The organism is Pseudoalteromonas sp. JSTW (assembly GCF_013423925.1).
Taxonomy (GTDB): domain Bacteria; phylum Pseudomonadota; class Gammaproteobacteria; order Enterobacterales; family Alteromonadaceae; genus Pseudoalteromonas; species Pseudoalteromonas lipolytica.
Window position 1 is genome coordinate 2,100,969 of the sequence record NZ_CP058972.1, and the last position, 12,364, is coordinate 2,113,332.

Below are 12,364 nucleotides of genomic sequence, written 5' to 3' on the forward strand. Positions count from 1 at the left end.
GCGAATGAAAAAGCGTTCATTAATTTTAAGTAAGTTAAAAACACACAGGTAAAACATGGATAGTATATATCGTTTTAATGCCCAGCTTGCGTCTGGTGAAAATTTTAGCCTTGCGTCGCTACAAGGCAAAACCACTCTTATTGTTAACATTGCCAGTAAATGTAATTTTTCGATGCAAATGGCAAGTCTCGAAAAACTTTACAACACATATAAAGACCATAATTTTACTGTGCTGGGTTTTGCCTGTAACCAATTTGGTCATAATGAGCCACTCGAAGGTGGAGAATTATTAGCGTATTACCAGCAACACTTTAATGTAAGCTTTCCTCTTTTTAATAAAGTGCTCGTTAATGGGCCTGAGGCGCATCCGTTATTTAATTATTTAAAATGCCATACACGTGGAATTGCGCAAAACCGCGCAATTAAATGGAATTTCACCAAATTTCTTATAAACTCAGAAGGTCAACTCATTGCACGGTACGCCCCGCGTACCAAACCTGAAACCCTCAAAATGGTGATAGAGAGTAATTTAAATGATAAAGCTGGCCTTATTCAGTGCGCAAAAATATGAGAAACCCTTCTTTGACAATAACTCAACTAATTACAGTGAGTCTGTTTCTCTGAGCTTCATTGAGCAATCACTGAATATAACAACCGCACCATTAAGCAAAGGTTTTGATGCTGTATGCGTGTTTGTTAACGATACCGTTGATAAACACGTCATTTCTGCTTTAGCGAACGATGGTGTTAAAGCCATTTTATTACGCTGTGCTGGCTTTAATAATGTTGACCTTGAAGCCGCCAAAGAGCATGGAATAAAAGTTTGCCGCGTACCCGCTTACAGCCCAGAAGCAGTTGCAGAGCATTGTATTGCGCTCATGTTGACACTTAATCGCAAAACACATAAAGCATTTAATCGCGTTCGCGAAGGCAACTTTGATTTAAATGGCTTACTCGGCTTTAACCTATTTAAAAAAACCATTGGCATTATTGGCTGTGGTAAAATTGGCTTAGCACTGGTAAATATTTTAAATGGTTTTGGCGCTAACGTTTTAGTGTGTGATCCTAAAGTAAAAGCAGGGCCATTTACGCTATGTGACTTAGATACCCTACTCACGCAAAGTGATGTCATTTCTTTGCACTGTCCACTAAATGAGCATACCCATCACTTAATTAATGAAGCTGCATTTGAAAAAATGAAAGAAGGTGTCATGCTAATCAACACCTCACGCGGTGCGCTACTAGACAGTAAAGCCTGTATCAATGCGCTAAAATCAAAAAAAATTGGCTATCTGGGGCTTGATGTTTACGAACAAGAATCAGAACTGTTCTTTAAAGATCACCGTGAAGAAATTATGCAGGATGACATTTTTTCTCGCTTAGTCAGTTTCCCAAACGTACTTGTTACAGGTCACCAAGGTTTTTTCACTCAAGAAGCCCTTAACGAAATAGCTTGCACCACACTGCAAAGTGCTAATGAGTTAAGCCAAGGCTTGCCACTGACTAATGAAGTTATTTAAATGCGCTTAACTCTATGCGCTTAAAATAGTTCTATGCTCTTAAAATAACTCTATGCACTTAAACAATAAGGGCGTAAGGTTTGCGCCCTACGCCTTTTAAACAAGTGACTCTCGAATTAAAGCTGATAGTTTTATTTCAACAGCGCCACATTCACGAACACTGCGGTCATCAGTAACGGACACACAAAACGAATGTACTGAGCGAACCAATAATGTGGGCCACTCGCCACTTGGTGTAATTTGTTACCACGTTTCCATAACCAACCTACAGTAATGAAATAAAACAGCCCCATCAGCGGTAATTGGTATTGTGTTAATACCATAATCACTAAGCCAAATAACCAATCAAAGTTAAGAATGATCAAAGATGAAGCAACAAACACAACTAAGGTTACAAATAACGTGGCTTGTTTACGCTCAATGCTGTGATTTTCAACTAAAAATGCGACAGGAATTTCAGTTGATGAAATAGTTGAGGTCACCGATGCAATCGACATCAACACAAAAAACAACAAGCCAACCAGTAAGCCTACTTGCCCCATAGTGCTAAAAAGCTCAGGTAATATTGCAAAAATTAATTGCCCCTCACCGACTAGCTTACCATTACTGAATACCTCAACGCCGTTGTGCTGAGCAACAAAAATGGCAGGAATAATTAATAACCCTGCTAAAAATGCCACCCCCGTATCAAGCAATGCAACCGTGCCTGTTAGTTTTGGTAAGTTGGCGTCTGGCTTTAAATATGAGCCATATACCATCATACACCCCACACCTAACGACAATGAAAAGAACGCTTGCCCCATCGCGGCAATAATTAAGTTTGCATCGAAAATTTGACTAAAATCAGGCACTAAATAAGCAGCAAAGCCATCCATTGCGCCATCAAGGGTGGCAATATAAGCAATTAAAGCCACCAGCAACACTAACAATAGTGGCATTAAGCGGCGTGACCAGGTCTCGATACCCGATTTAACCCCTTTTAAAATAATACTGGCTGTTAAGATAAGCATGAGTGGCGTAAACACAAAATTGCGCGCCATTGAATCACTGTGTAAAAAGTCACTGAGCTTAGCTAAACCAAAAAAGCTAGCGATTGGTTCAAGCGCATATGCAAGCATCCAACCTGCAACAATCGAATAAAAACTTAGCATCACAATGGCGCCAAATAGGCCTATGTAACCCGCTGCGGCACCGACTTTTGGCGAGGTATCTTGCCATGCACTTGATAACGCTTTAACAGGATTTGCTTGCGCTTGATGACCTAAATACAGTTCGGTGTACAAGGCTGGAAGCGCTAATAAGAAAATAACAATAAAATAAACAAGTAAAAATGCACCGCCGCCATGGTTTGCCGCTTGCGTTGGGAAACCCCAAATATTACCTAAACCTACTGCCGCACCAGAAGCGGCGAGAACAAAACCAATACGACTTTGGAAGCCGTCACGAACTTGTGCCATACATCTACATTTCTGTTATTATTTTTCCTCATTAAACCATAATTACAGTCAACTGCGTAAACAATTTGCGTTTGTGTGTGCCTGCAACCGTGCATTTGCTGTAAAAATAAACAAATCTAATTCTGAGTATATGCGAAAGCCGCAAACCATGAGCAGTCACTATTTTTCTAACACTTTAAAAATTGATTCAGCAGTAAGTTCAGCTGATAAACAAATCGTACTTGTGGATGCTTCACATATCGATATTAGTGCCCTGCCGGTTAGTAAATTACTCAGCCAGTTTGAGCAAAGCGTACTTGCAAAGCGCAAAGTACAAGCAGCAAAACAAGAGTACATTGCCACACGGTTAACACTTAAGTATTTATTAAAGCTCAGCGTTCCAGCATTTAAAAACACACCTCTTTGCGACATTTCAAGCCAATTTGATGACGCAGACAGCAAGCTTAAACTACACACGCCTGAGGGTGAGCCCATTTGGGCCTGTTTATCGCATTCGCGTGGTTTTATCGGCGCAGCACTCAACCCTGAGCAACATAAATTTGGTTTCGATATTGAACACTACACAAAAACACGCCCCTTTGTAAAACTTGCCAAACACTTTTATCACCAAGAAGAAGTCAACCTAATTAGCGCCTTTAACGATATAAACGAGCAAGCTGGGTGTTTTTTTAGAATTTGGACACTCAAAGAAGCGTTGGCCAAAGCAACTGCACAGCCTATCGCTAAGCTCTTGAGCCCAAATGTGTTTGAGGAAATTGAAAAACATAGCTTGACCGCATCAAGCCGAACCGTAAATGATTTTGATATTAGCGTGGTGGCACAAAAAAGCACTGACTGGCAGTGCTCTTTTATGACATTTGACGACTTACGCCGCGTTTTGGCTTTCTAATAAACGACTATGAATAGCTTGAACAACAAGGTCAGACTCACTCTGCTCAACTAAAAAGCACAGGTTATGTTTACTTGCACCATGGCAGATTAAGCGAATATTAAAATCACTCAATACCTGCATTAAGTTAGTTTCTTGCTGACGTAATTGAATTTCTGAACCAATTAATGCTACCAACGTTAAGTTATTCTCAACCGATACATGACAAAACTCAGAGAGTTTATCTAAACAGGCTTGATCAAGCTCTGGGCGTGATGCGTTAGGTGCGTTATCTAAGGTAATTGCCACACTGATTTCAGAGGTTGTTACTAAATCAACCGAGATATTAAACTCACTTAAAATAGTGAAAACACGCGCTAAGAAACCACTGGCTAAAAGCATTTCTGGGCTTTTAACCGTTAAAAGAATTTGGTTTTTACGCTGTGTGACTGCTCGAATACCAGGCTGCTCTGACTTTTCTTTTTCAATCCATGTGCCCCCTAATTGCGGTTCACGGCTTGAGCCAACAAACACGCTAATATGGCTGCGACTTGCCGGTAAAATAGTCGCGGGGTGCAATACTTTTGCCCCAAAGGTTGCCATTTCAGCGGCTTCGTCAAAGCTTAGTCGAGCAATAGGCGTGGCTTTTACACATAAACGCGGATCTGTACTGAAAATACCCACTACATCAGTCCAAATATGCACACTTTTAGCGTTAATTGCTTCTGCAAGCAATGCCGCGCTGTAGTCAGAACCACCACGGCCTAACGTGGTTGTTTGGTTATGCTCATCACTGCCAATAAAGCCTTGGGTTACCACAACTTGTTCTGCTAATAAGGGCACTAAATGTTTTTGCGCTGCCGCGGCTGTTGCAGCAATGTTTGGGGTAGCTTTTGCAAATTGACTATCTGTTTTTAAGACTTTACGCACATCAAATCGCACAGCATCTAAGCCCTGACCACGCAGTACTTGAGTAAATAAATAAGATGACAGGCGCTCACCAAAGCTCAGCAGTTCATCTTGCTCAGCGGCCGATTTAGCCCCTGCTGCTGCAAGCGTTTGAAATGCTTTTAAGGTTTCATCAAAGCCATGAGCTAAATCAGCATCCAGCGACAGCTCGGCTAAAATATTTTCTTGAATAGCAATAACACCTGTGATGTGTTCATCGCGCTGTGCTGCGCTTAAATCACCTTTACACAGTGCAACTAAATGATTGGTTACGCCCGCACTTGCACTCACTGCAACAACGCGTACTTGATTATCTGCACAGACAATTTCTGCACAACGACTCATGGCGTCAAAGTTAGCTACACTGGTGCCACCAAATTTTGCAACTACATAATCTGATTTCGAGTTGGCGGCTAATTGGGTATTCATGTCGTCTCCTTTTGTGGGTAACAATCCACATTAATTCAAGAAGAACTCGGCAAGGGGTGCTTTGATAAAAAAGAGTAGTCCACTGCCAGAAGCTCTCCACCTAGTTTGGTGACAGTTTTGAGGATTCAGCCCCATAAACCGAAAAATAACCGCGACGACCGATTACTTTCCTCGGCGAGTACTTCCCTCTTTAATGGTCATTGGCAATCGTCACCTCACATTAAATACCTAAGTATCGCACCTCTTCTGAATGTTAAGTTAACACCTGGTTAAAATAACAAAGCCTGCTATAAAAAGCAGGCTTTGAAACTTATCGTTTAGACGTCTAGCTGTCAAGTATTAAATAAAACTTCCCGCTAGGTATGAGCCATAATAACCCGTTGTATAAGCTATTAATAAATACAGCGACATTTTTAAATAACTCATAAACGTTAATGCTTTTACTTTACTCATTGCGATAATACCCGCTGCAGAGCCGATAATAAGCATTGAGCCTCCGACACCTGTCGCATAGGTAAACGATAACCATTGCTGAGAGCTCATGACAATATCGGCTTTCAGTAATGCAGCCGTTAGCGGCACGTTATCAACCGCAGCCGACAACAAGCCCATTAAGTAGTTTGCATACTCAGGCGCCATAAGCTCATATAAGTGCGTAAATTTAGACAGCATACCCACTTCTTTAAGCGCACCTACGAGTAGCAATACCCCCACGAAGAATAAGAGCGTGTCGTATTCAATTTCACGAATATAATCAATAATTTTTTTGTTAACGTCTTTCTTGCGCATTAAAAATTGCGCCACTAAAAACATTAACGACAAACCAAATAAAAAGGTTAATAGTGGTGGCACACTATAAAGCACACTGAGTGTTAGGGTTGCGATAATCGTCGAGAAAAAGATCACCGCAATGGTGATGTCGGTCTTTTCTATGCGGCGGGCAGCTTGTTTTTCGAATACGACATTCCCTGACATCCCCGTAGATAGCATAACAGCCAATAGCGCCACACTTGCAAGTGAAGGCACAATAAGCAATAACAAGTTACCGATGGTGACTTTCTCATCAAGGAAAATCATTAAGGTCGTTACATCACCCGTAATAAGTGATACCCCACCAGAGTTCACACTGAATACAATGAGGGTCGCGTATTTTATTAATTTTTTAGGATCAAGCTTTAGCGACATCACTACTGCAAGCGAAATTAATGTTGCTGTGATATTGTCGGAAATAGAAGAAAACAAAAACGCAAAACCACCAATCAAAAACATCAGCTTTCGTTCGCTGATTTGATTTGGCATAATTTTGTGAACAATATTTTGAATAAACCCTTTCGAGTTTAAATAAGCAACAAAGGTCATAGCAGCCATTAGGAATAACCACAAAGTAGCAATTTCTAAAATATTGTGATCAAGTTGATGTTGTATAGTTTCTGGGCTTTGCCCATGAATTGGAGAGATAAACAAGATAATCCAGCATAAAGTGCCAAAAAAAAGCGTCGTTTTGGCCTTGTTTACATGGATAATATCCTCTATAACGATAAGCAAAAATGCCACCGCTATCAGGGTTAGGATAAGTGGGGTTACCATGGTGTTTGAACAACCTTTATAAAAATGTAAAAATTGTAAGTCGAGTGTTTCGGCGCGGATTCTAGCAGCATCTAAGTCATAAAACTATTCTCAATTACATAAATTACTACTAAACGCTAACACCAAAATTTTGATTTACTGGAGCCGTATGATCCCAGCTAAAAAGTTATTAAATACCCTTACAGAGCATTGGGGGGTGTTAGAACTCTTATTTAAACGTTTTAAGATGGCTGATTTCAGCTTAAAAGACGTGCAAAATGCGATAAAACAAAAACAGCCAAGCTGGTCAAATGAACGCATTTATAAAGAAACAAATCGTTTATTGAATCAAGATATTATTATTCCACTGGCAAAATCTTCGCAATTAGAAATCAACCGCGCAATTGCTGACTTTGCAACCTTTTTATTGCAAGAAGAACATTTGGGTTTAGCACAAGAGATCAACGTATTAGTTGATGACTTAGCACGCTTGGGCAACCGCTTAGCAAAAGCCGGAGAAATTGAAGATTACGACGAGCTGCGTCGCTTTAGCCGAATTATGGATGATCGGGTTCGCAAAATAATGAAACTGTTTAGCCATAACGAAAACGCTATTTTAAATATTGTTGAACAAGCTAAAGCTAATAACGCAGTACAATCGCTACAAAAACGCTATCAAGCTGTTATAGAAGCATTTGACGAATACATAGAGCCAATGCTTGAAATGGTTGATATACGCGGCGATTTCCATGCTTGTTTTAACACCATTGAAACGCAAATAAGCCTTCAGATTGAACAAATTGATCGGCTCGGAAAGTCATACCAAGACAAACGCATGCTTGAGCAACTTCGAACGCGTATTTTAGAAATGCATTTAGTGGGTCGCGAAAGCCTGCGTAAAAGTGCTGATATGCTAATGCCACTGCGTGAAGAGCTGCGCCGTAATAACTTGATCACCCGCCAAGCAGCGAAAGTACTTGGGCTTGTGCGTAAAAATGGCGTTGATAACATGCTGAGCGCCGTGCAACCTAATTTTGTTTCTGATTCACAACGCTTTTCACTTGGTCAACAACGCCATATTATCGCCTATATGGCAGGTTTAGTTGACTTTGAGCACGATGAATACGAGCTACCAGAGCATCAAGATGTGCCGGCGTACCAAAGCCCTAATATCCCCGATTACAACGATGTAAAATCACAGTTTAAAAAGCGCTTCAAAAAGGCCACCAAAAAGTCACAACCGCTGCTTAGTTTCTTAGATGAAAGCTACCCCGACCTTGACGCTGACGAAATGCTGTTTTTATATCAAAAACTCATTAGCGATGGCGACCTTGAAATCAGCCAAAGCCAAGAAAAAGTAAAAATAAAGATTGCCCAGCAGCACTTTTCACTCTACCCGTTTAATTCATCGCCTGCTGATGACAAACAAGCAACAGAGCAATAACTATGACAGATATTAATTTAGATGATTTAACACATCTACAAGCGATTAATAAAAAGCTCACCTCAGGCTATCACATTAGCGAGCAAGACACCTTAATGTGGCAAGAGCTTGATCAACACATTGATGCTTATCGCGCCCTATTCAATGCACTCGGTCATGATTTACAACACGATAGCCGTGGCTATTACTACTTTGGCAGCGATGAAAGCACACCTAATATGGGCAAGATCTCGCGCGCTATTGCACTGACTATTTACATTTTGATTGAACACTATGCCAACACAGGTAAAGACCCGATGCGCGCTTTGTTCGACGAAGTTAATGACTTAGAGCTCATGCAAACCCTTGTGCAAATTAATAAACATTTGTTTGATCAACTTGAAATTTTCTCTGGCTCAGATTTACGTAAAGATGTGTATCTACGTATGGTGCGCTTAGGACTTGCCCGCGAAGTTGAAAACGGCTTTATGCTACAAGCCCCTATTTATCGTTATATCGATGCATTAATGGAAGTAAACGAAGAAACCTACCTAGGAGATGACGAATAATGCAAAGCCAAAGCCTATACGGACTCAGTAAGCTTGCGCTATTAAATACCGCTGGCTATGCAAAATGCGTGATCCCGCTTGATAAAAGTAGCTCGATTTGTGCCCCTAACAATACCGGTAAAAGCTCTGTTATTAATGCCCTGCAGTTTCCGCTAATTAATGATTTACGCCTTACCGAGTGGGATGGTCACGATTTAGATGAAACCCGAAAGTTTTATTTTTCATCCGACCAATCATATATATTACTTGAAGCCGACTTACCAAACGGCCCAGTAGTCATTGGGGTTGCTGGTTTGGGTAAAATTGCAGGATTCGCACATCAGTTTTTTTGCTATCAGGGCAAACTACACCTTGACCATTACACCCAAGGCAAAACTATTGTTAAGTTCACTAAGCTGTTTAATCATTTAAAAGAGCAAGGATTCAATCCTATTGAACTTAAAGCACAAGAGCTCAACGCCCTTTTAACTGGTGGTGCGACGCCGTTTGATGGCGATATCAATTTAAAAATGATCCCGCTGAATAACGTACAAGACTCGGCAATTTACAAAGAAATCTTCCGCCGTATTCTTAACTTGCACAAGCTCGGTGCCAGTGATGTTAAACGCTTTATGCTGCGTGTGTTTGAGCGCCATATGTCAAACTCTCGGGTAGACTTTTATGAAGTATGGCGTCGCTCATTCGACAAAGTAAACCGTGCCAAACGCGAGTTAAAAGCCCTTGAATCAATGCAAGAGCCTATTGCAGCCCTTGAATCTATGCTTGAAAATCAAACCGTATTAAAAGGTAAACTGGCTGCGTACGCACCTAAGATTGACCAAGCTTTAATTGACTTTGAAAGCTATCAACAAGAGCAGCTAACAGAGCTCAATCTTGCCCTTGAAGATATCGAGCACGAAAAACACGAATTTGAACAAAAGCAACAGTTATACATTCAACAGTCTCGCGATATTGAACGCAAACAAACGCAAATTGAGCAATGGTTTTTAGACTACCGAGCATTAAAATCTGAGTTTGAACTGGTTAATAAAGCCACTTTAAAAGTAAGCCTTACCCAGCTTAAGCAGGACTATGAGTCGCTGTCGCATTCATTAAACAGCGCACAAGGGCAAAGCTTACACACGCTTGATTACCGCATCAGCGAAACACAAAAGCAAATTAAAAGCTTAAAGCTGCAGCTGAAAAACTTAGAGTTCAACCTCTTTACTCGTATGCGTGAAGACTTGTCTTTAAAAGAGGTTGAAGAAATTTCGCGTATTCTCAATCCCGATATTCTCTCGTTTGCGACCACCAGCAATGGGGATGTCGAGATTACTGACGAAGATGCCTTTGGGGAATTTTTAGAGCAATTATCAGCCAACGTAAAAGGCGGTATTCTTACCCTACCGGGTGCAACGATTAAGCTCAAAAAGCTTAGCCCAGTGCAAATGCAAACTGGCGAAAACAAAGAGCAATTAACCGCACAATTAGCCGCACTTGAAAACTCATTAAAAGAGTTTAAACAGCAGCGCGAAGTTGCTGCCAATGTCGCCCAAAAGCAAAAAGAGAAAGACGCGCTTTATGATGAGCTAATGGCCTCTGAAGAGGCGTTAAAACGCTTTGAACAATTTGAAATCATGCAGCAATCTGTTGATGCGCAAACCCTGCTTAAAGAGCAGCTAAATGCTGAACGCGAACAAGTGGACGACTACCTGCAAGATATCCAAAAAAACAGTGGGTCAATTAGTGATCGTCGTTCAATTATCAAATCGAAAAAAGATCTACTCGCCCGCCAAGCTGACCGCTTACGTCAAGTTAAGTCGGAGCGAATTGACCATACTCTCGATTTTTACTCAGGCAAAGTAACGCCGTACATGATCGAAATCAGCATTGATTTTGATAACTTAAGTGATCTCATTCATCATTTTAATAAAGATTGCCAAGAGCTGAGAAACTTTGATATCAACGTGCGCAATACCTACATGCATATTTACAATGCAGGAATTACAAAGTTCGATAACGAAAACGATGAGTTCACTAAGTACGAAAAACTAATAAGCGCGTTTAACAATATTGATAACGAACGCGATGCGGTTGAGCGCCAAGGCCGAGTTGCCCTTACCGAAGTAGCCGCCACCATTAAAGGCCTTCGTGAAGACCTAGATCGCCTTCGCCGCGAAATGAATAGCTTTAACAAAGGCATTAGTCAGCATCGTATTTCAAACTTACAAGCCTTTAAGATCAATGTGATCCCGCGAAAAATGTTGGTTGATAGTATCGACACCATTATCAGTACCTCAAACCAGTTTGAGCAAGGTGATACTCTCGATTTATTAAGCCAAGAGCCGTACAGTGAGTCGGCAGTAAACGAAGCAAAAGATCATTTAATTAAGCTCGCTTCAGATAAAGCGGGATTAACACTGACCGATTTATTTGATATTCGCTTTGAGGTAGTAAACCGTGCAGGTGAAACAGAGCACTTTGAAAAAATTGACTCTGCGGGCTCTAACGGCACACGTATAACAATTAAGTTACTATGTGGCATGCTGTTTATTCGCTACCTGTTAAGTGATCAAGAACAAAACTTATACCGTATCCCTATTTATATTGATGAAGCGGCGGATATCGACCCACAAAACCAAAAAGCAATAATAGAAACCGCTTTGAGTTTTGGCTTTGTGCCAATTTTTGCATCTGTTAAGCCACAAGTGAGTTGTGACTACATTGTGCCTATTCGGACAGTAAAAGATGGGGCACAAAACTGGGTCGATGAAAAAGACTGGATTGAGGTCGAACACAGCGCCTAATCACATAAATTAATAAATGATTCAGTCAAGGATGACTATATTTACATTCTATTACATTACTTTTTTTGAAATGTGCCATAGTAACTAAATAATCATTCAGTTGAATTATTTTTGTGTTATGTTATCAATCAAGTAGTGGAAATTTTTGCCAAGGAGCAAACAGTATGAAGAACTTATTAATCGCAACGGCTGTTTTATTTTTAGCGGCTTGTGCTAAAACCCCTGATTGGGATTACGATAAATCAGCTGACTTTAGCAACTATAAAACTTTCTCGTGGGTTCCTAACGCGAGCCTAACAAAGAATGTTGCAAACTACCAAATCAGTCCATTAATGGAAAAGCGTGTCCGCGAAGCGGTAAATGCTGAACTTGAAAAAAGTGGTATGCAACTGGTTGACGTTGCACAAGCTGATGTACTTATTAACTACCATGCATCTGTTGATACTAAAATCGATGTAGATACGTTTAATGTTGGTTATGGCGCACGCTGGAATTATTGGGGCATGGGCTACAACACGCAAACAACAACGCGTGAGTACGAAGTAGGCACATTAATTTTAGATGTTGTCGACCGCGCTTCTAACCAACTTGTTTGGCGTGGAGCTAAAGAAGGTCGTTTACAAAAGAACCAGTCACCAGAAAAACGTACTGAAGTGATCAAAGAAACTGTCGCGAATATTTTAAGTAACTTTCCGCCACAGTCAGTGAAACAATAATTACATGTTTCGATAAAAGACCGCGATTAATTCGCGGTTTTTTTATGCCTAAATCAATGCTGGTTGGAGTGGTATAACTCAG

10 protein-coding genes and 1 riboswitch are annotated in these 12,364 nt (G+C 40.7%); of the genes, 7 read left to right on the plus strand and 3 right to left on the minus strand.

Translation table 11 applies throughout. From position 1 onward, the window contains the following. Nucleotides 1-55: 55 nt before the first annotated feature. Nucleotides 56-571 (plus strand): glutathione peroxidase, encoded by a 516-nt coding sequence (locus GZH31_RS09625; RefSeq protein ID WP_065978532.1) that lies wholly within the window; start codon nucleotides 56-58, stop codon nucleotides 569-571. After that, a complete protein-coding gene (locus GZH31_RS09630) occupies nucleotides 537-1,520 on the plus strand; it encodes a 2-hydroxyacid dehydrogenase (protein WP_180311636.1) in 984 nt (327 codons plus the stop codon). The genes GZH31_RS09625 and GZH31_RS09630 overlap by 35 nt, the downstream gene beginning before the upstream one ends. Nucleotides 1,521-1,651: 131 nt before the next feature. Here the strand turns inward: GZH31_RS09630 and GZH31_RS09635 are convergent, their stop codons facing one another. Then, a complete protein-coding gene (locus GZH31_RS09635) occupies nucleotides 1,652-2,977 on the minus strand; it encodes a sodium-dependent transporter (protein WP_065978682.1) in 1,326 nt (441 codons plus the stop codon). Between the two features lie 148 nt (nucleotides 2,978-3,125). Here GZH31_RS09635 and GZH31_RS09640 point away from each other — a divergent pair, with 148 nt between their 5' ends. Beyond that, on the plus strand, nucleotides 3,126-3,866 hold the full coding sequence (locus tag GZH31_RS09640) for a 4'-phosphopantetheinyl transferase superfamily protein (RefSeq protein WP_180310913.1): 741 nt from the start codon (nucleotides 3,126-3,128) through the stop codon (nucleotides 3,864-3,866). Here the strand turns inward: GZH31_RS09640 and lysC are convergent. Beyond that, complete coding sequence (lysC, locus tag GZH31_RS09645) at nucleotides 3,843-5,222, minus strand: lysine-sensitive aspartokinase 3 (protein WP_065978684.1); 1,380 nt, start codon at nucleotides 5,220-5,222, stop codon at nucleotides 3,843-3,845. The genes GZH31_RS09640 and lysC overlap by 24 nt on opposite strands. 81 nt (nucleotides 5,223-5,303) lie before the next feature. After that, nucleotides 5,304-5,476: riboswitch (Lysine riboswitch) on the minus strand. An 85-nt stretch (nucleotides 5,477-5,561) separates the two neighbouring features. Then, the gene (nhaD, locus tag GZH31_RS09650; RefSeq protein ID WP_180310914.1) at nucleotides 5,562-6,809 is read right to left on the minus strand and encodes a sodium:proton antiporter NhaD; all 1,248 of its coding nucleotides are present in this window, start codon (nucleotides 6,807-6,809) and stop codon (nucleotides 5,562-5,564) included. Between the two features lie 148 nt (nucleotides 6,810-6,957). On the opposite strand from nhaD, the gene GZH31_RS09655 reads away from it, so the two are divergent. The 4 genes from GZH31_RS09655 (at nucleotide 6,958) to GZH31_RS09670 (ending at nucleotide 12,282) form a co-directional block, all read left to right on the plus strand. Beyond that, nucleotides 6,958-8,232, plus strand: a complete 1,275-nt coding sequence (locus tag GZH31_RS09655) for a hypothetical protein (RefSeq protein WP_036967717.1) — start codon at nucleotides 6,958-6,960, stop codon at nucleotides 8,230-8,232. A gap of 2 nt (nucleotides 8,233-8,234) precedes the next feature. Beyond that, complete coding sequence (locus GZH31_RS09660; protein WP_062564547.1) at nucleotides 8,235-8,780, plus strand: hypothetical protein; 546 nt, start codon at nucleotides 8,235-8,237, stop codon at nucleotides 8,778-8,780. Continuing rightward, the gene (locus tag GZH31_RS09665) at nucleotides 8,780-11,566 is read left to right on the plus strand and encodes an ATPase (RefSeq protein WP_180310915.1); all 2,787 of its coding nucleotides are present in this window, start codon (nucleotides 8,780-8,782) and stop codon (nucleotides 11,564-11,566) included. Before GZH31_RS09660 ends, GZH31_RS09665 begins: the two co-directional genes overlap by 1 nt. A 164-nt stretch (nucleotides 11,567-11,730) precedes the next feature. Beyond that, nucleotides 11,731-12,282, plus strand: coding sequence for a DUF4136 domain-containing protein (locus GZH31_RS09670; RefSeq protein WP_036967710.1), 552 nt, complete (start codon nucleotides 11,731-11,733; stop codon nucleotides 12,280-12,282). The last annotated feature ends 82 nt before the right edge of the window (nucleotides 12,283-12,364 follow it).